The sequence below is a fragment of the Pseudoalteromonas sp. TP27 genome (genome assembly GCF_056470645.1).
In genome coordinates, this window is sequence record NZ_JARDAK010000012.1 from 20,279 (window position 1) to 42,770 (window position 22,492).

Here is a 22,492-nt window from a genome sequence, read left to right on the forward strand (position 1 = left end):
TAGGTGGTTCTTCATTCTACTATGCATGATCTAAGATTGGATGTGAATGCTTTAATAGAGTGTAAATTTTGAACAACCAAGCCTGAAGGAATACCTCCTTGTCACCAGCACTGAATGGGACAGAACCGATTTAGGGTAGCCTGTCAGGTCTAGTCACATCGAGCAAACTAAACTGACAGATTACATTCAGGCTAATTCAAATTATTTTATTAAGTTGCACATGCTACAAGTCTCTGTGTAAATTTTCAGGGTTTAATGCTGTGTAGACATTCCATAATACTTTTAAGTCTTTATGCCCTGTCACTTGAGCGACCTCTTCGATGCGGTAGTCTCTCTCAAATAGACGGCTTGCTCCCTCACGCCTTAAATCATGATAAGTTAGCTCTTTGATGCCTAGCTTCTTTCGAACGCTGCGAAAGCCTGAACCAATAGATTTAGGGTTGTAAGGGAAAATTAATTCTCCTTTTCTGGGTTGTCTAATTGTTATGCTATAGGCTTCACCTAAAAGAGGGACTCGCATATGGTTACCTTCTTTTTTACGAGGATCTTTTCTATCTCTACACAAAATAGTCCTTGTATCGTTATCTAAATCGACCCATTTGAGGTTGGTTACTTCGCCTAAACGCATGCAAGTTAAAATACTGAATTGAAATATATCAACAAAAGGAATATGTGCAGAGCGGTGCTCTTCTCTGATCTTTAAGCCTTGTTCAAGTGCTTCATATTCGCCTTTTTTTAAACGACGTGTCCTTCTTTGGCTTTTTCCAATTAAGTTCATCTGCTCTAACATGGGTTTCGCATCAACATAAGGCTGTTCAGTGATTTCCATACCCCAGAAAGGCTTTGCAGCTTTAAAGACTGACTTTAAATAAAAGTAGTCATGGGCAACTGTTGCAGGCTTAGCACCAGAGCTTATTCGCTGATGACAATGCTCAATAATATCTGATGATTTAAGATCGTGAGCATATAGCTTAGCAATGCCATAACTTTTAAGCATGGTTAGGCAAGCCCCCTTAGTCCGCTTTACGTTGGGAGCTATTTTAGGATCTGTTAAATAACGATCGATAAGGTCGTTAATTTTTATGTACTCTATGGGTCTGGAAAGACCATTTAAATCTATTTCATTAGAGCGACGTTTTCCCCACGTGTCAGCACTGGCTTTTTTATCAAAAGTTTTACTTTCCTGATGTATAACTTTGCCTTTTTCTTTTACTACAACCTTGCAACGGTACTTCGTTGTTCCATCGGCGCGCTTTCGTTTTTCGACGTAATGTGAGGACATAATACTACCTATAAAAATATCTTTGCCTGACAAGCCGATTGTTCATGATCAATTGGTTGGTTTTTTATATAATAAACATTCATTGTGCAGGTGCCTTAATTCATTCTTTACTCGGTTCCTTGGGAGACCATAGGGAGACCGAACTTGTTAAAATATCTAAATAACGTGAAGAATAATGAAAGATAACCAACCTGTTATCAAGTTATAAATTATTGATGTATAAGGTAAATTAATGAAAAACCCTGCGCCGCAGTCGAATGCGTTAGATAGAAAATTTTCCGTTGCACCCATGCTTGATTGGACCGATCGCCATTGTCGTACTTTTCATCGCAAAATGACTAAACATACTGTGCTTTATACTGAAATGATAACCACAGGGGCTATTTTATTTGGTCGAGGCGACTACTTACATTTTAATGAACACGAAGGTCCCGTTGCGTTGCAGCTTGGTGGCTCTGATCCTAAAGCGCTTGCGCAATGTGCAAAGCTGGCAGGTGAACGTGGTTATGACGAAATAAATTTAAATGTAGGTTGCCCGTCAGACCGAGTTCAAAATGGTCGATTTGGCGCATGTTTAATGGCTGAACCTCAATTAGTTGCTGAGTGTGTTGCAGCAATGAAAAGCGAAGTAAGCATTCCGGTTACCGTTAAAACGCGCATTGGTATTGATGAGCAAGATTCGTATGAGTTTTTATGTGCGCTTATTGAGGCGTCTCATAAAGTAGGGTGTGATGACTTTATTATTCATGCTCGTAAAGCATGGCTCAATGGCTTAAGCCCAAAAGAAAATCGTGAAGTTCCACCGCTTGATTATCCACGTGTTTATCAACTTAAAAAAGATTATCCGCAACTCGATTTAAGCTTAAATGGCGGTGTTAAAACAATTGAGCAGAGCCTAGAACATTTACAACATATAGATGGTGTAATGATTGGCCGTGAAGCTTACAGTAATCCATTTATGCTTAATGACGTTGATGAGAAAATTTATGGTGATGCTGCAAACACACAATCTCGTCATGATGTAGTACGCTCAATGTACAGCTACATTGAAGAAGAAATGCGTTTGGGTGCTAATTTTTGGCACATTGCTCGACACATGCTCGGTATTTTTCAGGGACAACCTGGCGCACGTGGTTTTAGACGTCACCTTTCTGAAAGTGGCCATGGTAAGCAGGCCGATTTAACGGTAATGGATAAAGCATTGAGCTTTGTACCAGAATAAAGCTTAGGTTTAAAATAATCTAAATATGAGCCACTTTCGAGTGGCTTTTTTGATCCTAAAAATTAGTCAAAAGCATAATTTATTGGCCAATTACACTCTATTATATTCAGCTGGAAGTCACTAAGTTTTTAATTCATCTTATTGATATAAAATAGTTTATTTTGGTTTTTATGGACTTGGCACAACTCTTGGAATCCTCTTGTTGTAATCAATTAAAAATCAACAGGAGAATACCATGGGAATATTTAACCGCGTAAATGATGTTATTCAATCAAACATTGTCGCCATGCTTGATAAAGCAGAAGACCCTGAAAAGCTTTTAAACCTAATGCTTACCGACATGCAAGATGCATTAAATGAGTGTCGTACTACAGCTGCCGCTTTATTGTGTGAAGAAAAAATAATTAATCGTCAAATTGATACTAAAAAAACAGAATTAGCAGCTTGGCAAACTAAAGCAGAGCATGCGATTAAAAAGGGCAATGATGACCTTGCTAAGTCTGCCTTACTTGAAAAGCAACGTGTTAGTGAAAGCATTGTAAATAAGCAAACGCAATTAGAAACTTTGCAAGAGTCTATCGCAAAAATTAAAGCTGATTGCGAGCGCCTGCAGCAAAAAATGGCTATGGCTAAAACTAAGCAAGCTCAATTAATGCAGCGTCATAATGTTGTTATTGCTAGAGGGCGAATCAGTACGCAATTACAAAGCGATAAAGTAGCTCATGCACTATCTCGATTTGATCAAGTAGAGCAGCGTGTAGAAAGTATTGAAGCGCAAATAGAAGCATATGAGCTAACTGACTCTGCAAATACTACGGCTTCACAAATTGAAGCTTTAGTTAAAAATGAAAAAATAGATGCTGAGTTAGCCCAGTTAAAAACAAGTTTAAAAACTGATTTAAAACAGACTGCTTAAGGGGAATATTATGAATAGCTTTAATCGTCAACGAGGTTGGTATAAAGATACTCTGAATAAAAAAATATCGGGTGTTTGTAGTGGTTTAGCTCATCGATTGGACTTTCCGGTATGGGCAACACGTGTAGTTACTATTTTATTATTTTTGAGTTTTCCGTTTGTAATTGCACTTGGTTATTTTATAGCGCATTGCTGCCTTGAAAATAAAGAATATTAATACCAACAGGCATAAATATTTGAACAATTTAACGAATTAAATCACTCTATAACGTTGTTAAAAATTTTATATTTAGAACAACTAGATATAAAAATTTTTGCCTAGTTATAGCGCAATTTTCTTATCGTTAAATGGACCCCATATATAAGCCGGTTGGTATAAGGAGAATTACTATGAAAGCTTTGGCAGTATGTGTATTTATCTATTTATTACTGTTTACTGATTTAATAGCGTTTATGCATATTGATTCTTGGCAGTTGCCGTTATGGATTGCTGATATTAGTTGGGCTGGGCTCGAGCTTGTAGGTGCTTTGGCCGCAATTGTTGCTGTAGTGGCTGTAGTGGCTTTAATTACTATGGGATTAGTTGGTGCGGGTGTGGTGGCATTAGCAGGGACTGTTTTAGCGCTTTTATTTGGATCTATAATGATTGCATGGCCGTTACTATTTGTTGCAGTGTTGTGCTGGCTTGTGGCCGATAACAAAAAAGTAGCCTCTTAATCCTTAATTTGACTGACTATTATAGGTTAACTATGTTAAATTTAGCCTGTAATTTACAGTTTTCATAAGGATAAGAATGATGACGAAACTATGTTTTTCGATGGCTTCTGCATTACTATTTAGTTTTTTTTCGTCATCGTTGGCGGCGCACTCAGGGCACGATCATGGTTCTGATGTGGCTGTGCTCGAAGTAACTAACGCGCAAATTAGAGAGTTTTTACCTGCAAGTACTTCTACTGTAGGCTATTTAACGCTAATAAATCACAGTGGAGCCGCAGCAACTTTAACTAAGGCAACTATTGATGGCTTAGGACGTGTCGAAATACACGAGCATTCACATGTAGACGGCATGATGAAAATGCAACAAGTTGAATCGGTTGAAATTAAAGCACACGAAAGTGTCAGTTTTCAACCTGGCGGCTATCATTTAATGGTATTTGAACCACAAGAGCCATTAAAAGTAGGGCAAGAACGTAAACTCACGCTATATTTTAGTGACGGTAATCGCTTGTTTACTAATGCTCAAGTCGTGTCGCTTGAAGCGCAAGCTACGCAGTCAAAACCATCTACTCAACACGCTCATCACTAGGAGTACACATGTCGCAACATAAAGGAAAAATAGCAGGAATAGTTGTTTTACTGCTTATCATATTTTACGCAATTGCTGTTTACTGGAGCACTGAGCCTTCACGTTTTGATGTTGTTGCAAACGCCAAAGAGCAAGCGCAGCTTCGTAATGAAAAAATAGTTACGGGTTATGTAACTACTTCTACGTTAATTACAGTAGCAAATACCTTACTAGATAAACCTGGTGGCTACTTATCAAATGATGTAATACCACCAAGTATTATTATGGATGATATGCCGGCGTGGGAATATGGCGCGCTAGAAATGGTACGTGATTTATCGCTTTCAATGCGAAAAGATTTTAGCCGTTCACAATCACAATCAACTGAGCATGAAGCACTTAAAAAGGCGCAGCCACAGTTTAATATAAGCTCTGAAGCATGGGCGTGGCCAAGTGCTGAAGGTGAGTACCAAAAAGGTATTGATTATTTAATGGTATACCGTGCACAAATTGCCAATGAGCATGAACGCGATAGCCAGTTTTACGCACGAGCAGATAACTTACGTAGTTGGCTTAAAGAAGCTGAAAAACGTTTGGGTAGCTTAAGCCAGCGTTTAAGTGCCAGTGTAGGCCAGGAAAAAGTGAATACCGATTTAGCGGGTAATTCATCTAATAAACAAGCAACTCTTGCGCCACTGCAGCAGCAAGTAAGAACACCGTGGTTAGAAATTGACGATGTATTTTACGAGTCGCGTGGTGCTACTTGGGCGTTACTGCACTTTTTACAAGCGATAGAGTATGACTTTAATGATGTGCTTGAAAAGAAAAATGCACGTGTAAGTGTTCAGCAAATTATACGTGAGCTTGAGGCAACCCAAGAAACAGTGTGGAGCCCACTTATTTTAAACGGGAATGGTTTTGGCTATGTGGCTAACCATTCTTTAGTTATGGCAAATTATATTTCTAGAGCCAATGCGGCTTTAATCGAACTTAGCGAGCTATTAGCTCAAGGATAAAAAATGAAAAAGTATTGTTTAGCAGCAGCCCTTACAATGGCATGTTTAGCACCCGCAGCGCAAGCTGACACCCTACTAGGTTTATACGTAGGTGTTGATGGGTGGAAGTCAGATAACGATGGTCAATTTTCTTATAAAGATAAATCATCTCAAGATTTTGATTTTGAAGATGAGACTTTTGTAAGTTACTACGCGGCACTTGAGCACCCAGTGCCACTAGTTCCAAACATTAAACTAAAGTATACAGAGCTTGAGCTAAATGGTTCTGCACAGCTTACAGATACATTTAGCTTTAATGGCTCTGATTATGTTGTGGGATCTACTGTAAATACAGTTAGTGATTTAACGCATATTGATTATATCTTTTACTACGAAATTTTTGATAACGATCTAATCTCGATTGACTTAGGTTTAAACGTTAAACAATTTGATGGTGATATTGTTGTAAATGGTACTTCGCAACAAGGTGGCACTGACTTCACCGAAACCAAAGATTTCTCTGGTTTTGTGCCTCTTGCGTATGGCCGTGCCGAAGCGGGCTTACCATTTACTGGTTTAAGTGTATTTTTTGAAGGTAGCTTTTTGGCTATTGACGATAGCAAAGTACAAGATTATCAAGTAGGCGTAGCGTATGAACTTATTGATAATCTAGCGGTAGATGTTGCTGTTAAAGCAGGTTACCGTTCTATGATATTAGAACTTGATGATGTAGATGATATTACTACTGATATTGATGCATCGGGTCCATTTGTGGGTCTTCAGGTTCATTTTTAATTAGTACCTTCTAATTAAAAAAAGCGTGGCATATTATTTTATAGCGTGCCACGCTAAATCAAATTCTCCCTCCAACGCATTATTAATCAACTGCTTATAGACCTTATTGACAGGGAAATTAATGAGTTTAGATAGTTCATCACCTGTTTGAGTAAATTTGTAATAGCTTAATACCAAATCGCTACTTTTTGCTTTTAATGTTACTTTTTGTGATAAAAATGAAAGCGTAAGCTCTTGTCCCGCTTTAAGTACTGCAGATTCAATCTCTTTTCTATACAGTAAATTAAGATCCATGAGCGTTAAAATATCAGGAAAGCTAATGCCTGTTTTTCCTAAATTTAGAGATACTTTATTGCCTTTTCGTAGTAAATCGAACAAAGATGGTTTTTTATAAAAGCCGAGTAAAATAAAGTGACTGTCGTCTTTTTCGTTGTAACCTGAAAGCGAAACACACTTTTGTAAAGAGTCTGCTTCTCGCTGTGTCATATGCTTTAACGTTTGCAGGCTTTTAATTGAAAACGTCCCCGGGTTAAGCGTTTCTCCCGTTAAAATTTTAGCCCATAAAGTTTGCATTGACTCATTTGAAGTATCTTCACACAGCGCTATAAAATGCTCTACCCAATCAACATCAGGTTGCTTACTGCTTGCTACATCAGGGCAAAACCCCATAGCCATTGCTAAAATTGACTCTATATTTTGTTGTTGTTTTATTAGTAATAAATCTTGGCGCTTTTGGGCGCGAGCTAAAATAGAGTTCTCACTGTTTATATGATAAAGCGGTTTAATTTGACCTTTAATATCGTAACTTTGCTCGTTAGTAGGTAGCACGCCGTTACTTCCTACTTTAGTTATAGGATAACCAAGTAAGGATTCAATAATGTTGGCAAGGTTAATTCTCGCTTGTGCTGTTTTGACTGTCATGACTGTATATTATCCTTTGTGGATCAATGAGTTGTGCAGCGGTTTGAAGGTTATTTAATCCCAGGGACACTGTATTACTCAGTACATACTCGCTCAAAATTGCGGTGTAGCCTGATATTAAAGGCGCTGTAGTTTGGCCTTCAATATTACATATTAAAGTAACAATACCGTTTTGCTCACTAAAATTAAATGTTCCTCTGATAATATGTTCAGCATTTAAAAGTATGTTAAAGCTGACCTTATTTTGACTTACTGAGGTTATAATCATTTCTCCATACCCCCATTTACCTGTCCATGACTGATGAGCACCAACGCCAGAGCTTGGTTCACCTAAAGTAAAGCGTATGCTGGGGTCGACTTTCCCCCATGGAGACCATTTTTGCCATTGATTAAAGTCGGTGACTAGTGGCTTTACTATTTCAATATTGGCATTGATTTCTACTGTTTTATTTACACTATAACTTTGAGGAAGTATTAGTCCTATCAGTACGAGTACTAATAGTAATAACAGTAAGCATTTAATTAATATTTTTAATAGTTTAATAAGCACACCTTTATATTTTTTTGAGTTGTGATACAACAAATATTTACTAACTGACTATAGTATGATTCAGATTATAAACCAAAAATAATTAATAGTTACTTAGTTACATGAATCCCGTTAGAGCCGTATTTTTAATAAAGCTATGAAATAAATGCACTTGTTTAAAATTTTTATTCTATATTTCTTGGTTTTGAAAAATGAACTAATAAGGTGTTGAAGCATAGAATCAGTAAAATTGATGAAAAATGTGGGGAAGTGGAGAGTGTTTTATGTATGCATACTTATTTTAAAAATCGAACTTATAAATAAACGCTTAACAAAGGCTATTTTTATTATTCAAGATAATGAACGATTTAGATTTAAGGCGCAATATGCTTTGACTACTTTGTATATATAAACAATTTAGTAGGGTATAATTCGCGCCTTTTGTTATTCTACGGCCACAATTATGAGCACTCTCAAAGCTAAGCGCGCCTTATTTTCATACCCTAAATACTGGGCTGAATGCTATGGCACCGCGCCATTTTTACCAACTACACGTGAAGAAATGGATGCACTTGGCTGGGATAGCTGCGACATAATAATAATTAGTGGCGACGCGTACGTTGATCATCCAAGTTTTGGTATGGCGGTAATTGGCCGTGTACTTGAAGCGCAGGGCTTTAGAGTGGGTATTATTGCCCAGCCTGCATGGGATTCTAAAGACGCATTTATGGAACTCGGCAGGCCAAATTTATTTTTTGGTGTAACAGCCGGTAACATGGATTCGATGATTAACCGCTATACAGCTGAAAAGCGTATGCGCCACGATGATGCTTACACGCCAGATAACGTAGGCGGTAAACGCCCAGATCGCGCCGTAATGATTTACTCGCAAAAATGCCGTGAAGCATACAAAGGTATCCCAATTGTTATTGGTGGTATTGAAGCGAGTCTTCGTCGTATAGCTCATTACGACTATTGGCAAGAAAAAGTACGTCGTAGTATTTTGTTTGATGCAAAAGCTGATATTTTAATTTACGGTAACGCAGAGCGCCCGTTAGTTGAAGTTGCACACCGCATTGCCGCGGGTGAAACAATGGACACTATTCAAGATATTCGCGGCACAGCTGTTATTCGAAAGGAGCCTTTACCGGGTTGGCGTGGTAGCGACTCTACCGCTATTGATAAAATTGGTAAAATTGATCCTATTCCAAATCCATACGGCGCTGATGATGTTGGTTGTAGTAAATCAGAGTTTAAACAAGCGGGTATAGATTTAAAGGCAGAAGCTGCAAAACCAATTATGGTTCAGCCTGCGCGTCCTAAGCCGTGGGAAAAAACCTATGTTAAGTTACCTGCTTATGAGCAAGTAAGTGTTAACAAACCTTTATACGCCCATGCTTCACGTATTCTACATCAAGAAACAAACCCTGGTTGTGCAAGAGCGCTGTTTCAGCGACACGGCGATCGATCTATTTGGGTAAACCCGCCAGCATACCCATTAGAAACACATGAGATGGATGCTGTGTTTGGTTTACCGTATCAGCGTATTCCTCACCCAAGTTACGGCGACTCTAAAATTCCTGCTTATGACATGATTAAAACGTCAGTTAATATTATGCGCGGTTGTTTTGGTGGTTGTTCGTTTTGCTCAATTACGGAGCATGAAGGGCGTATTATTCAAAGCCGTTCGCAAGAATCAATTATTGAAGAAATTGAACAGATCAGAGATAAAGTGCCGGGCTTTACTGGTGTTATTTCTGATTTAGGTGGTCCAACAGCGAATATGTATAAACTGCGTTGTACGAGTAAAAAGGCAGAAAGTACCTGTAGACGTTTATCATGTGTGTATCCTGAGATTTGTAAGCACATGGATACCGACCACACGCCAACAATAGATTTATATAAAAAAGCACGTGAAGTTAAAGGTATTAAAAAGGTATTGATTGCTTCTGGTGTACGTTACGACTTAGCTGTACGCGACCCGCGTTACGTTAAAGAATTAGTAACCCATCATGTGGGCGGCTACTTAAAAATAGCGCCAGAGCATACAGAGGACGGTCCATTATCAAAAATGATGAAACCAGGTATGGGCGCGTACGATCAATTTAAAGAATTATTTGATAAGTACTCTAAAGAAGCCGGTAAAAAGCAGTATTTAATTCCTTACTTTATCTCGGCTCATCCAGGGACAAAAGATGAAGACATGGTAAATATGGCTTTATGGCTTAAATCAAACGACTTTAAGCTTGATCAGGTACAAAATTTTTACCCGTCACCTATGGCTAATGCGACGACTATTTACCACACAGAAATGAACTCTTTACGTAATATTAAAAATAATACCGAAGTTGTTCCAGTACCTAAAGGTGCTCGCCAGCGTCGATTACATAAAGCTATTTTACGCTACCATGATGCAGCAGGTTGGCCGATGATACGTGAAGCTCTACGTAAAATGGGTAAAGCCAATTTAATTGGTAAAGGGCCTAACTGTTTAGTGCCTGAGGAAGGGCGTGATGAAAAAGCAGGTAAAGGTGGCAGTAAAGGCGGACGTCCGGCACTAACCAGGCATACTGGTTTTAGCCAATTTAAAAAGGCAAACACTAAACCAAAAGTAGGCGGTAATCGTCAAAGTACACGTTAGTAGTTTGCTCTACAGTTGTAAGATCGCAAACTAAGTGAACCCCTGTATTTATTGGCTATAATTAATATAGCCAATAAATGTCTACTTTAAGACGTCGTTTTTTAATATCTAATACTTAGTTTTTCTTAAAACGTTGATGATAACCACAAACGCAATTTAAGTGACCATAACGGCTGAATACCTGTCAGCCCTTGCGTCATTTTATTATCTTTTAAGATTATATAAGATGGCGTGACTTGCCCTTGCCAATCGGCAAATATCTCACCATGTTGATCGTTTACAGTGGTAAAGCTGTAGCCATGCTCATTTAAATAATTATGTAGTTCTTGAGCTGAATCTGACTTTATTGCGATGGTGACTACGGGATAATTTTTTTCTGCGGAGAGTTCATTTATTGCAGGAGATGTCACGCTACATATAGGACACCAAGTTCCCCAAAAATAGACAAGTGTTGGTTTATCTTGGCTCATTGCGGCTAAGTCAATATTTCGCCCTTTATAATCTGTTAATTGCAATTGCGGATTAGCTGGCATCACAGGTTGTCGCCACCAATTAACTGCAGTGTAAATAACGAAAAATATAGAGCCATATACCAATACACTTTTTAATATTGATAGGCCTTTTTGTTTTGGTGTTTTTTTAGGTGTGTCTTTTTTATTTTTGATATCCGTTGTCATAGTTACAGCTTTACCCTAAGTGTTTTTTACTTTAGTTATTTACAAAGGTTTCTAATTTAAACCAGCAACCAGGTAGCAGTACCTAAAAAGGCGAATATACCTACAATGTCTGTCACTGTAGTCAGTACTACGCTACCAGCAAGTGCAGGATCTATATTCATTCTTTTAAGAATTATTGGAATACTTGCACCAGCTACACCTGCAACAACTAAGTTCATAAACATAGCGAAGGCGAGTACACCACCAAGCATAAAGTCCCATTGCCATAGGGCAATAACACCTGCAATTAACAGCGACCACAAAATGCCGTTTAGCGCGCCAATGGCAAGCTCTTTCATCATCAAGAAGCGTTGGTTTGTTTGATTTATATGACCTACTGCAATACCACGTATAACAAGCGTTAGCGATTGGCTACCTGCAACACCACCCATAGAAGGGACAATACCGTTAAGTACAGCCAAAATAGGGAGCACATCTAAAGTACCTTCAAAAAAGCTAGCTACAAAAGCAGCTGCAAGTGCAGTTAGTAAGTTGACACCTAACCAAACTGAGCGTTTTTTAGAGCTTTTTAGTACGGGGGCAAAAGTATCTTCTTCATCATCAAGACCGGCTAAGCCTAATAAACTATGTTCAGCATCTTCTCGGATTACGTCAACGATGTCATCGATAGTGACACGACCAAGGAGCTGATCGTTATCATCAACGACGGGGGCCGATATCCAATTATGACGCTCAAATAATTGAGCTACTTCACTTTCATCCATTGAGATTGGGATAGACTCACAATCTTCATCCATTAAATCGCGAACAATTTTTTCTGGCGGATTAGTTAATAATGTACTGAGTGATAAAGCGCCTATAAAGCAGTTATGCTTATCAACAACGTACAGGTCATCGGTACCTTCTGGCAACTCGCCGCGTAACCTAATATACCTAAGTACAACATCAAGCGTAACATCAGGGCGAATGGTCACCGTATCGGTGTTCATTAGCGCGCCAGCAGAACGCTCTTGATACGAAAGCGCTTGTGTTGCACGTTCACGGTCTTGAATGTCCATCGCGCTAACAACGTCTTTATAAACGGTGTCTGGCAGACTACGTAATACTTCACCTAAGTCATCGTGGCCCATATCTTCGGTTGCGGCTGCAATGTGCTTAGGTTCCATTTGGGCAATAATGCCTAAACGTACATCTTCTGATAGTTCTTCAAGAACATCACCTTGTACGTCGGGATCAACCAATTGCCAAAGTAGTCGGCGAATTTTATGCGGTGATGATTCTAATAGTAGTGCGGTATCACAAGGAGCTGTTTTTGCGAGCATGCGCCTAACTTGAACAAATTGACCACTATTAAGTGACTTAGTCACCTGCTTTAGTTGTTGTAGTGGGTAATCTTGTTCAAAAGCTTCAGGCATTGGCGTCCTTTATAAATTTTTATATTACTTTATGGGGAGAGGTGAGTTAACTGGCGTCACTAACCATATTTATTTTATATATCTGTTTTAGTTGAGGCATTAGTAATGCGAGTGTTGTTTTTATAAAACAGATTACTCTTGTTCATTAAAGCGTTGTGCTATTAATTCTCCAACAGCATGTAAAGCTTGCTCAGAATCGGGGCCTTTACATACAACTTTTACTTCTTTTCCTTGGCTACTTTCAAGTAACATGAGTGCAAGTACGCTATCGCCTGCGGCTTCTTTGTCATCTTGAAATAATGTAATTGTCGCATCAAACTGCACTGCCAATTGGGCAAGCACTGTGGCTGCTCTGGCGTGCAATCCTAATTTGTTTTTTATTAAAAAAGTATCTTCACAATGCATAAGTTACTCTACCTAAGCTGAACAGGTGATTATTCAGCTATATTATTTTTCTTGTTCGCGATGGCGAATTTTTACATTGGGATGTGTCATTGCAAAACTTTCACCAATCGTTTGCGCTAAATACACAGAGCGATGTTGCCCGCCCGTACACCCAATGGCAATGGTCAAATAACTGCGGTTATTTCTCTCTAAATGCGGCAACCATGTTTGTACAAATGTTTGAATTTGCCATGTGAATTTTTGCACAATGCTATGACTAGCCAAATAATCTTTAACGGGTTGATCTAACCCATTTAAAGGTTTTAATTCAGGCTCCCAATGAGGGTTTGGTAAAAAGCGTGCATCAAATACATAGTCTGCTTCTTTTGGGATACCGTGTTTAAAACCAAACGATTCAAATGTGACAATAAGTTGCTTATCTTTTTTACCTAAAATCTTTTCACGAATAGATTCAGCGAGTTGATGAACGCTTAAATCAGTTGTGTCTATCATAAAGTCGGCGCGGGTGATTAATACATCAAGTAATTCTTTTTCTTTTTTGATGGCTAAATCCAGAGGCAGTGAATCTATTGATAATGGGTGTAATCTGCGTGTTTCAGAAAAGCGTTTGATCAATGTTTGATCGTCGCTGTCTAAATAAAATAATGTAGGTTTTGCAAAATCAGGTAGGTATTCAAGAATATCGTTAAATTCTTCCTGCTCTTTAGGAATGTTTCGAACGTCAATGCTGACAGCAATTCTATCGTAGCTATCAGATACACTGCGCACTAATGAAGGCAGTAGGTTTACTGGAATATTATCTACGCAATAATAACCTAAATCTTCTACAACGCGTAAAGCAACCGATTTCCCAGAACCAGAACGGCCGCTTATGATAATTAATTCCATTTATCACCCTTTAATAAAACTACGATTGATCAACAATAACTTGGTAAAGTTCAGCATCTGATTTTGCACAGCGTAACTGCTTACAAAAATCTTTGTTATTGAGTCTATCAGCAATGGTAGCTAGAGTCTTTAAGTGCTGCTGGTTATCTCCATCTGGTACGATGAGTGCGACGAAAATATCAACAGGGCGGTTATCTATAGCATCAAAATTAATTGGCGTTTCGCTAACGAGCACTAAAGCCAAAGGCTCTTCTGCACCGCTCATTCTTCCATGAGGAATCGCAATACCACGCCCTATACCTGTACTACCTAACTTCTCTCTGCTCATTAAAGCATTAAGAATGTCTTGTTGCGGTAGGTAGGGAAGTTTGTCATGAGCAAGTTCGCTAATAAACTCTAAAATTCTTTTTTTGCTATTAAAAAGGACCGCAGCTTTGCTGCAGTCCTGGCATATAAGTGAGCTTAATTTCATCATATTAGTGTCGAGCAAGCTTCTCTTTGTGTTTAATTACTTGGCGATCTAGCTTGTCGATCAACGAGTCAATGGCAGCATACATATCTTGATGTTCTGTAGAGGCAAAGAGTTCGGCGCCACTTACATGTATTGTCGCTTCTGCTTTTTGGTTTAGTTTTTCTACATCAAGAATGACATGAACATTATTAATATGATCAGAGTGTCTTTCTAGCTTCGCAAATTTAGTACTAATGTAGTCCCTTAGCGAATCGGTTAATTCTACGTGACGACCAGTTAAGTTTAGTTGCATAAGCATTACCCTCTTAGTTTAGCGTCTTAAATCAAACTTTTACGTTGATTTGACGGTGGAATAGCCAGAGATTCGCGATATTTTGCGATTGTACGTCTCGCTACTTTAATTCCTTGCTCAGCCAATATATCCGCTATTTTACTATCACTCAATGGTTTTGCTGAGTTTTCTGCTGCGATTAATTTTCTGATGAGCGCACGTATTGCTGTAGAAGAACATTCACCCCCATTTTCGGTGCTTACATGGCTTGAGAAAAAGTATTTAAGCTCAAATATGCCACGAGGTGTGTGCATATATTTTTGAGTTGTTACGCGCGAAATTGTTGATTCGTGCATTTCTACCATTTCAGCAACATCATTTAAAACCATCGGTTTCATAGCCTCAGGGCCGTGTTCAAAAAAGCCTTGTTGCTGCTTAACAATACAATTAGTTACTTTTAATAGTGTGTCATTTCTACTTTCTAAGCTTTTAATAAACCATTTAGCTTCTTGTAAATGTGAGCGAATAAACTGGCTATCACCACTTGATTTTACAGTGCGAGACATTGCCGCATATTGGCTATTAACACGAATTTTAGGCATGCTATCTGGGTTTAATTCAACAACCCAGCGGCCTTTAATTTTTTTAACTGACACATCAGGAATAACATACTCAGACTCTTCTCTTACAATAGTATCTGCAGGCTTAGGGCTAAGAGTATGTATTAATGTCATTACTTCTTTAAGCTCTTCTTCTTTGAGCTTAGTCTTCTTCATTAATGTACGATAGTCACGAGCAGCTAATAAATCAATATGCTCGGTTAAAATCATTTTAGTTTCATTAATGTAAGGTGTTTCTTTATCAAACTGGTTAAGCTGAATACATAAACACTCTTGTAAACTACGTGCAGCAATACCTACAGGATCAAACAGTTGGATGCGCTTTAATACAGCTTCAATTTCATCAAGTTCAACTTCGTTATCTTCTTCGTTTTCTTGATTAAAGCTTTCTAAAATCTCTTCGCAGCTTAGTGTTAAAATACCTGAATCATCAACGGCTTCTACGATAGCAATAGCAATAGCTTCATCGGTAGGACTAAATGGCGTTAATTGTAACTGCCACATTAAGTACTCGTGGAGCGTCTCTGTTGAGGCGCCTTGGTAGATTGACTCGTCTTCAGGCATTGGACCTGATGATGCTGCAGGAGCAGCACTCATGTACTCATCCCAGCTAACATCCATAGCCATGTCGTCACTTAGCGTGTCTTTTGCAAGTGCTTCACCACTATCTTGTTCGTATTCGCTTGGAGCATCGTCGGCCGATGCGCTAACAGTTATGTCATCGGTATCTGCTTTTTGCTCGTTTTTACCAGCAGCGTCTTCGGAATAGTCTGGTTCTTCAACCTCTAATAGCGGGTTGCTGTCGAGAGCTTCTTGTATTTCTTGCTGGAGATCCAATGTACTGAGTTGCAACAAACGAATAGCTTGTTGCAGCTGTGGAGTCATTGTAAGTTGCTGGCCCATGCGCAGCTGTAGTGATTGCCTCATGTATCTCTAACAATCCTTTTATGTTGTTATAATTAATACTAGCAGATGCTTAAAGACATGGCGTAAATGTTACAGCCTAAATTGCTCGCCTAAGTAAACATCGCGTACTGTTTTATCATTTAATACGTGTTCTGGAGTACCTGATGCAATCAGCTCCCCATGAGAAACAATGTAGGCTTTTTCACAAACATCAAGGGTTTCTCTTACGTTATGATCGGTAATTAATACACCAATCCCACGATTTTTGAGATGTTCTATTATTTTCTTTATATCTAATACCGAAATCGGGTCAACACCTGCAAATGGTTCATCCAATAATATAAATTTAGGATCGGCTGCCAGCGCACGTGCTATTTCCACGCGGCGACGTTCGCCACCCGACAATGCCATACCTTGGCTATCACGAATGTGTTGTATGCTAAATTCATCTAATAATTTATCGAGCGTGTCTTCTCGGGCTTGCTTATTTAACTCTTTGCGTGTTTCTAAAATTGCCATTAAGTTTTGATAAACAGTCAGTTTTCTAAAAATTGAAGACTCTTGTGGTAAGTAGCCAATGCCTAATCTAGCACGACTATGCATAGGTAAAAGAGTAATATCGTTATCATCGATAGAAATTTTACCTTTGTCGCTAGGTACAAGTCCCACAATCATATAAAACGTGGTGGTTTTACCTGCGCCGTTAGGACCAAGTAAACCAACAATACTGCCTGCTTTGACTTCAAGGCCGACGTTTTTGACAACTTCACGACCTTTATAGCTCTTTGCTAATAGTTCTGCTTTTAATGTACTCATGGCTGACCTTTATCGTCTTTTTTGCTTTTTTTAGTTTCGATAGGCACTAAAATCGTGTGAACGCGGTCAGTTGAGTTTTCATCTTTTTCGGCACTGATTAGCTGTTGTTCTATATCGTAGGTAATACTTTTGGCATTAATTTTTTGTCCTGCTTGCGATACTTCTGCATTACCAACGAGCGTTAAAAAACGTTTAGATACATCGTAACGAACTTCGTCTGCACTGGCGCTCATAGTTGTGCCATCTGATTGCTTCTCTTCAAAGCGAGCAGGGCTACCCGTGGCAATTAATAGTTGCTGGTTATCACCAAGTTCATCGCGCTTATGTACTTCGAGGCGGTCTGCTGTAATTCGGCGATTACCGTGAATAATCTCAACGTTTTTCTCAAAAATACCCACGTTAGCTTTTAATTGGCCTTCTTGCTTATCGGCGCTTATTGAAATTTGATTTGCAGCAGATAGCGAGTTTTGTTCTGCAGCATTACTATTAAACGCTAGTATAAGTGTAGGAATAATAAGTGATTTTAATATTTTATTGGTCATAATATATGGTTCGCGTATGGTTAATTAGTTTTATCACTTCGGTTTTTAAGTCGGCTTCTAGGCCTTTACCAGTGATTTTTAAATTGGGTCCAGTGATGATAACGGGTTGCTCCGAACGCATTGTTAATAGCTTTATATCTACCTGAATATTATCAGCATTGATTTTGTCTATCATGGCGTTATCGGTTAAGTTTTTGGCAACCACATTGCCTTCTAAAATTAATTGCTTGTCTTCGTATAATGTTGCTTCGTCTGCATTTATTTGCCACGTTTGCTTTTCGTTATATAAAGTAAAAATAGGTTTTTCGAAAAATGTAAAACCTAATTGCTGATATAGCTCCATTTTAGCCGCAGTGACTTTGTGGCTAATTTTACCTTGCTCGTCATAGGCTGTTTGTTTGAGTTCAATAGCTATGTAGTCAGGTTTTGCAATAACTTCAGACTCAGCCTGAGGTGCAACATTAGTTTGTGTAAAATAAGGGTACCAAAGCCAAACCATACAGCTAATGAATAAAACGCTTAATATTATGCGCGCTGCATTCATGAACTAGTGCCTTGTGTAGTCAATGCTTTACCATTTTCAAGCATGAGCAAGTCGGTAAGCTCTCTTACTGCGCCAAAGCCGCCAGGCATTTGCGTTACATAGTGTGATAAACGCTTTATAAGCGGATGAGCATCATTTACTGCAATAGCAAAGCCGACTAATTCCATAACGGGCATGTCAGGGCCATCATCACCAATATAAGCAATTTGTTCATCGCTAAGGTTAAGTTTATCTTTTAGCTCTTGATAGGCAACGAGCTTATTTTCTTGGCCTTGATAAATATGCTGTACGGTTAAGCTGCTCATACGTTGTTGCACTATTTTTGAATGACGACCAGTAATTACAGCCACTTCAAAGCCACTGTTTATAAGCGCTTTAATGCCAAAACCATCTTTTGTATTAAATGCTTTTAGCTCTTCACCTTGATTGCCAAGATAAATACGGCCATCAGAAAATACACCATCAATATCGCATATAAGTAGCTTTACTTTTTTAGCGCGTGCTTTTGCATCATCGCTCAGCGGTTGATAGAGTTCTTCAAATTGCATTTATAACACTCCTGCCTTTAATAGGTCTTGCATATTTAGTGCGCCAATAGGCTGATTTAGCTCATTGACGACGATTAAGCCATTTATACGTTTGTGTTCCATAATATTAAGCGCTTCAGCGGCTAAAATATCTTGCGTAGCCGTAGTACATGACTTAGTCATAACAACATCTATTTGTGTTGTATGAATATCAATTCTTTGCTCTAAAATACGACGCAAATCGCCATCGGTAAATAATCCCACGAGCTGCTGATTTTCATCAACAATGGCTGTCATACCTAAACCTTTAGCAGACATTTCAATAAGGGCGTCTTTAACTGTTTGTGAAACATCAATAATAGGTGTATTTGCGCCGCTGTGCATAACATCTTTTAAAGTAAGTAATAAGCGCTTGCCTAAACTACCACCTGGGTGAGATAGCGCGAAGTCATCAGCAGTAAACCCGCGAGCTTCTAATAATGCAACTGCCATGGCATCGCCCATCGCAAGCGTTGCAGTGGTACTGGATGTAGGAGCTAGACCCAATGAACAGGCTTCTTTTTCTACTTTAATACACACATGTACATTAGCAAGGGTCGCCATAGTTGATTGCGTATTGCCAGTCATCGATATCATTTTGGCACCAAGTCGTTTTAAAACCGGAATGATATTTAAAACTTCGCTGGTCTCACCTGAATTAGAAATAAGCATAACCACGTCATTTTTAGTGATCATACCTAAATCACCATGACTTGCTTCACCAGGGTGTACAAAAAAGGCGGGGCTACCTGTACTTGCAAGGGTTGCCGCTATTTTATTGCCAATATGACCTGATTTACCCATACCAATGACAATAATACGGCCTTCACAGTCGTACATTAATTGGCATGCGTTATGAAAATTCTCATCTACATATTGTGCAATATCACTAAGTGCTTGGCGTTCAACATCTAAAACGCGAAGGCCTTGTTCAATAAAATTTAGCGTTGCCATTACTTACCCTACTTGACTAAAAATATACCCTTGGTAGCCCAAAAACGCTATTAGCAATAAGCCGCCTTCTACTCTGTTGATACGTTGGGTGCCTCTAAAGTTCAATGACATAATAATTAGGGCAAGTGTTGCACCAATCATAATTAATACATCTCGACTTACTAATGACGGGTCAATTGCAGAAGGGTTGATAATACCAGCCAGTGGCAGTACGGCTAAAATATTAAATATGTTTGAGCCAACAATATTACCTAGTGCTAAATCATCTTCATTTTTAAGTACACCCGCAATAGAAGCGGCAAGTTCTGGCAAGCTAGTACCAATGGCAATAATTGTTAAACCAATTACTAGGTCGCTTAAGCCGAAGTATTTAGCAATATCGACAGCCGATCCAATTAAAAAATGAGAACTGACAGGTAGGAGTATCATGCCGACTACTAACCAAAATACGGCTTTTTTTGTAGGTACATTGCTAGGTACGTCGTCGCAGGCTTCTGACACAAATGGATCATCTTGGTTTTTCGCACGCATAGATACAATAATTAGCCCACCGATGAATACAATAAAGCCAACTAAAAGCGCAACACCTTCATTAAATGAAAAGTAGTTATCTGAAAATACATACCAAGTTGCAAGCGATACCAGCAGTACCAATGGCATTTCGCGCTTTAACGTACTAGATGAAACTGAAAGAGGGCGAAATAAAGCTGTGATACCTAACACAAGTAAAATGTTTGTAATATTAGAGCCAACAGCATTACCAACGGCTGTGTCTGTTTTGTTAGCCAGTGCAGCAGAGGCCGAAACCATCATTTCGGGTGCTGAAGAACCCATTGCTACAACGGTCAAGCCAACAATAAGTGTAGGTACACCAAAGTTTTTAGCAAGAGCCGCAGCGCCATAAACAAACCTGTCTGCACTCCAAACAAGAGCTGCAAAACCAAGAATTAAAATAACAAACGAGGTAACCATTGTGTTAAGCCAGTTATACAAAATACGGATGGCGCGAATAGTAACAAAAGCCAAGATGAAAGTATAAATAAAAGAGTAAGGTCAACTACGTAACAATGCTGCTTTTAAACAGCTAATTTAAAAATTTAAGCCGAGATTAAGCTGTTTTGAGCGAGTCTTATAATCCTTTTAATGGGTGTATTACAAAATCTTACGAATTGTTTTTTCCATCTTTGACAAAAAAGCTTTAAAATAGGTGCACTAGTGAACATTTTTATGGAGAGCGACTTGTCGCAATCAATAGTAGAAGTCAAGGATGTTAGCTTTTCGAGAGGCAATAGAACCATATATAAAAATATGAGTTTTAGCGTTCCTAAAGGTAAAATTACTGCGATTATGGGGCCAAGCGGAATTGGCAAAACCACTATGTTGCGTTTAATTGGTGGTCAGCTTAAACCCGATTCAGGTGATATTTTATTTGAAGGTGGCAGCATTCCTAAAATGTCTCGTAAAGAGTTATACGAAGCACGTACTAAAATGAGCATGCTTTTTCAAAGTGGTGCGCTGTTTACTGATATGTCGGTATTTGACAATATTGCATTTCCTATAAGAGAGCACACAAAGCTAAGTGAAGACCTTATTCGATTAGTTGTATTAATGAAATTGCAAGCGGTTGGGCTACGTGGCGCTAAAGATTTAATGCCCTCTGAGTTGTCTGGCGGTATGGCAAGACGTGCTGCACTTGCGCGCTCTATAGCGCTTGATCCTGAGCTAATCATGTACGATGAACCATTTGCAGGACAAGACCCTATTTCGATGGGGGTATTGGTTAAGTTAATTAAGTCGCTTAACGAAGTATTGGGTTTATCGTCTTTAATTGTGACACACGATGTAACAGAGGTAATGAGTATTGCCGATCACGTTATAATTATCGCCGATCAAGGGGTAATTGGTTGCGGTACTCCTGACGAAATGCGCAATCATGAATCTCCTTTAGTTCAACAGTTTTTAAAAGGCTTGTCGGATGGTCCAGTACCATTTCATTTTCCGGCTCAAGCTTATGCAGATGAACTGCTTGGAGAAAAAGCATAATGTTGGATTTATTTCAAAAGCTGGGGCATAAAACGCTAGGACGTTTTGCGGCTCTTGGCCGTTCGGCTTATATGCTGTTTAGTGCGCTAGCGCATGTTCCTAATTTTAAAAAAGGCACACCATTACTTGTTCGCCAACTTTATATGGTCGGTTCGCAATCGTTACTCATTATTATGGTGTCGGGTTTGTTTATCGGCATGGTATTGGCTCTGCAAGGTTACACCGTATTAGTTGGTTATGGCGCTGAGGATAGTTTAGGGCCGTTAGTGGCACTGAGTTTATTGCGAGAGCTGGGCCCGGTTGTTACTGCATTACTATTTGCAGGGCGCGCAGGTAGCGCATTAACAGCCGAAATTGGCTTAATGAAAGCAACAGAGCAACTTTCATCACTTGAGATGATGGCAATCGATCCGCTAAAACGTATTATTGCACCGCGCTTTTGGGCAGGTTTTATAAGCATGCCATTGCTTGCCTTAATATTTTCAGCCGTAGCAATCATAGGCGCTCACTTAGTAGGTGTAGATTGGTTGGGAGTTGATACAGGTAGCTTTTGGTCAATCATGCAATCACAAGTGTCGTTTCAGCAAGACATACTAAACGGTATTATTAAGAGTTTTGTATTTGCCATAGTGGTGACCTGGATTGCGCTTTATAAAGGATACGACTGTGTGCCGACCTCGGAAGGGATCAGCAAAGCAACCACCGAAACGGTTGTTCATTCGTCACTAGCAGTTTTAGGTTTTGACTTTATTTTGACAGCGGTAATGTTTACCAGCTAATAGGGTAT

At 39.0% G+C, this 22,492-nt stretch carries 26 protein-coding genes; 10 read left to right on the forward strand and 16 right to left on the reverse strand.

Translation table 11 applies throughout. The features are described 5' to 3' along the window. Window positions 1–223 precede the first annotated feature (223 nt). The gene (locus tag PX700_RS14040) at window positions 224–1,282 is read right to left on the reverse strand and encodes a tyrosine-type recombinase/integrase (protein WP_154945331.1); all 1,059 of its coding nucleotides are present in this window, start codon (window positions 1,280–1,282) and stop codon (window positions 224–226) included. Between the two features lie 232 nt (window positions 1,283–1,514). On the opposite strand from PX700_RS14040, the gene dusA reads away from it, so the two are divergent. The 7 genes from dusA to PX700_RS14075 all read left to right on the forward strand — a co-directional run bounded on the left by dusA (window position 1,515) and on the right by PX700_RS14075 (window position 6,495). Beyond that, complete coding sequence (dusA, locus tag PX700_RS14045) at window positions 1,515–2,504, forward strand: tRNA dihydrouridine(20/20a) synthase DusA (RefSeq protein WP_479521034.1); 990 nt, start codon at window positions 1,515–1,517, stop codon at window positions 2,502–2,504. A gap of 235 nt (window positions 2,505–2,739) precedes the next feature. Beyond that, the gene (locus PX700_RS14050; RefSeq protein WP_479521035.1) at window positions 2,740–3,420 is read left to right on the forward strand and encodes a PspA/IM30 family protein; all 681 of its coding nucleotides are present in this window, start codon (window positions 2,740–2,742) and stop codon (window positions 3,418–3,420) included. A gap of 10 nt (window positions 3,421–3,430) precedes the next feature. Further along, window positions 3,431–3,637: a PspC domain-containing protein gene (locus tag PX700_RS14055; RefSeq protein ID WP_341595407.1), complete on the forward strand. Its 207-nt coding sequence runs from the start codon at window positions 3,431–3,433 to the stop codon at window positions 3,635–3,637. 173 nt (window positions 3,638–3,810) lie between these two features. Then, window positions 3,811–4,137, forward strand: a complete 327-nt coding sequence (locus tag PX700_RS14060; RefSeq protein ID WP_415636740.1) for a hypothetical protein — start codon at window positions 3,811–3,813, stop codon at window positions 4,135–4,137. A gap of 79 nt (window positions 4,138–4,216) precedes the next feature. Next, window positions 4,217–4,726, forward strand: a complete 510-nt coding sequence (locus PX700_RS14065) for a copper chaperone PCu(A)C (protein ID WP_415636796.1) — start codon at window positions 4,217–4,219, stop codon at window positions 4,724–4,726. Between the two features lie 8 nt (window positions 4,727–4,734). Beyond that, the gene (locus tag PX700_RS14070; protein ID WP_415636739.1) at window positions 4,735–5,721 is read left to right on the forward strand and encodes a DUF2333 family protein; all 987 of its coding nucleotides are present in this window, start codon (window positions 4,735–4,737) and stop codon (window positions 5,719–5,721) included. Between the two features lie 3 nt (window positions 5,722–5,724). Continuing rightward, a complete protein-coding gene (locus PX700_RS14075; protein WP_415636738.1) occupies window positions 5,725–6,495 on the forward strand; it encodes a TIGR04219 family outer membrane beta-barrel protein in 771 nt (256 codons plus the stop codon). A gap of 33 nt (window positions 6,496–6,528) precedes the next feature. On the opposite strand, the gene PX700_RS14080 is transcribed toward PX700_RS14075, so the two are convergent. Both PX700_RS14080 and PX700_RS14085 read right to left on the reverse strand, forming a co-directional pair. Beyond that, on the reverse strand, window positions 6,529–7,416 hold the full coding sequence (locus tag PX700_RS14080) for a TIGR03899 family protein (RefSeq protein ID WP_479521036.1): 888 nt from the start codon (window positions 7,414–7,416) through the stop codon (window positions 6,529–6,531). Next, window positions 7,385–7,966, reverse strand: coding sequence for an SRPBCC family protein (locus tag PX700_RS14085; protein WP_479521037.1), 582 nt, complete (start codon window positions 7,964–7,966; stop codon window positions 7,385–7,387). The genes PX700_RS14080 and PX700_RS14085 overlap by 32 nt, the downstream gene beginning before the upstream one ends. A gap of 442 nt (window positions 7,967–8,408) precedes the next feature. Here PX700_RS14085 and PX700_RS14090 point away from each other — a divergent pair, with 442 nt between their 5' ends. Continuing rightward, window positions 8,409–10,586 carry a YgiQ family radical SAM protein gene (locus PX700_RS14090; protein WP_007580292.1) on the forward strand — a complete coding sequence of 726 codons (2,178 nt, stop codon included), beginning with the start codon at window positions 8,409–8,411 and terminating at the stop codon, window positions 10,584–10,586. Between the two features lie 125 nt (window positions 10,587–10,711). Here the strand turns inward: PX700_RS14090 and PX700_RS14095 are convergent, their stop codons facing one another. From PX700_RS14095 to PX700_RS14155, 13 genes are all read right to left on the reverse strand, one after another. Next, window positions 10,712–11,263, reverse strand: coding sequence for a protein disulfide oxidoreductase (locus PX700_RS14095; RefSeq protein ID WP_479521038.1), 552 nt, complete (start codon window positions 11,261–11,263; stop codon window positions 10,712–10,714). Window positions 11,264–11,319: 56 nt separating this feature from the next. Beyond that, the gene (mgtE, locus tag PX700_RS14100; protein WP_415636734.1) at window positions 11,320–12,678 is read right to left on the reverse strand and encodes a magnesium transporter; all 1,359 of its coding nucleotides are present in this window, start codon (window positions 12,676–12,678) and stop codon (window positions 11,320–11,322) included. 132 nt (window positions 12,679–12,810) lie between these two features. Beyond that, entirely contained in the window at window positions 12,811–13,083 is a 273-nt protein-coding gene (locus PX700_RS14105; protein WP_002957937.1) for an HPr family phosphocarrier protein, read from the reverse strand. 42 nt (window positions 13,084–13,125) lie between these two features. After that, window positions 13,126–13,971 (reverse strand): RNase adapter RapZ, encoded by an 846-nt coding sequence (gene rapZ, locus PX700_RS14110; protein WP_166419375.1) that lies wholly within the window; start codon window positions 13,969–13,971, stop codon window positions 13,126–13,128. A gap of 19 nt (window positions 13,972–13,990) precedes the next feature. Then, window positions 13,991–14,443, reverse strand: a complete 453-nt coding sequence (gene ptsN / locus PX700_RS14115; protein ID WP_415636795.1) for a PTS IIA-like nitrogen regulatory protein PtsN — start codon at window positions 14,441–14,443, stop codon at window positions 13,991–13,993. A gap of 4 nt (window positions 14,444–14,447) precedes the next feature. Continuing rightward, window positions 14,448–14,735, reverse strand: coding sequence for a ribosome hibernation promoting factor (hpf, locus tag PX700_RS14120; protein ID WP_415636794.1), 288 nt, complete (start codon window positions 14,733–14,735; stop codon window positions 14,448–14,450). 26 nt (window positions 14,736–14,761) lie between these two features. After that, the gene (locus tag PX700_RS14125; RefSeq protein WP_165739998.1) at window positions 14,762–16,261 is read right to left on the reverse strand and encodes an RNA polymerase factor sigma-54; all 1,500 of its coding nucleotides are present in this window, start codon (window positions 16,259–16,261) and stop codon (window positions 14,762–14,764) included. A gap of 69 nt (window positions 16,262–16,330) precedes the next feature. After that, a complete protein-coding gene (lptB, locus tag PX700_RS14130; protein WP_007580304.1) occupies window positions 16,331–17,056 on the reverse strand; it encodes an LPS export ABC transporter ATP-binding protein in 726 nt (241 codons plus the stop codon). Continuing rightward, entirely contained in the window at window positions 17,053–17,598 is a 546-nt protein-coding gene (gene lptA, locus PX700_RS14135) for a lipopolysaccharide transport periplasmic protein LptA (RefSeq protein ID WP_479521039.1), read from the reverse strand. The genes lptB and lptA overlap by 4 nt, the downstream gene beginning before the upstream one ends. Beyond that, window positions 17,588–18,142 carry an LPS export ABC transporter periplasmic protein LptC gene (lptC, locus tag PX700_RS14140; protein WP_479521040.1) on the reverse strand — a complete coding sequence of 185 codons (555 nt, stop codon included), beginning with the start codon at window positions 18,140–18,142 and terminating at the stop codon, window positions 17,588–17,590. The genes lptA and lptC overlap by 11 nt, the downstream gene beginning before the upstream one ends. Beyond that, entirely contained in the window at window positions 18,139–18,690 is a 552-nt protein-coding gene (kdsC, locus tag PX700_RS14145; protein ID WP_479521041.1) for a 3-deoxy-manno-octulosonate-8-phosphatase KdsC, read from the reverse strand. The genes lptC and kdsC overlap by 4 nt, the downstream gene beginning before the upstream one ends. Next, the gene (locus tag PX700_RS14150; protein WP_479521042.1) at window positions 18,691–19,662 is read right to left on the reverse strand and encodes a KpsF/GutQ family sugar-phosphate isomerase; all 972 of its coding nucleotides are present in this window, start codon (window positions 19,660–19,662) and stop codon (window positions 18,691–18,693) included. Between the two features lie 3 nt (window positions 19,663–19,665). Then, on the reverse strand, window positions 19,666–20,634 hold the full coding sequence (locus tag PX700_RS14155; protein WP_479521043.1) for a calcium/sodium antiporter: 969 nt from the start codon (window positions 20,632–20,634) through the stop codon (window positions 19,666–19,668). A gap of 255 nt (window positions 20,635–20,889) precedes the next feature. Between PX700_RS14155 and PX700_RS14160 the strand changes: the two genes are divergently transcribed. Together PX700_RS14160 and mlaE are read left to right on the forward strand one after the other, a co-directional pair. Next, window positions 20,890–21,705 carry an ATP-binding cassette domain-containing protein gene (locus PX700_RS14160; protein ID WP_182702878.1) on the forward strand — a complete coding sequence of 272 codons (816 nt, stop codon included), beginning with the start codon at window positions 20,890–20,892 and terminating at the stop codon, window positions 21,703–21,705. Beyond that, complete coding sequence (gene mlaE / locus PX700_RS14165) at window positions 21,705–22,484, forward strand: lipid asymmetry maintenance ABC transporter permease subunit MlaE (RefSeq protein ID WP_002957949.1); 780 nt, start codon at window positions 21,705–21,707, stop codon at window positions 22,482–22,484. Before PX700_RS14160 ends, mlaE begins: the two co-directional genes overlap by 1 nt. Window positions 22,485–22,492: the final 8 nt, after the last annotated feature.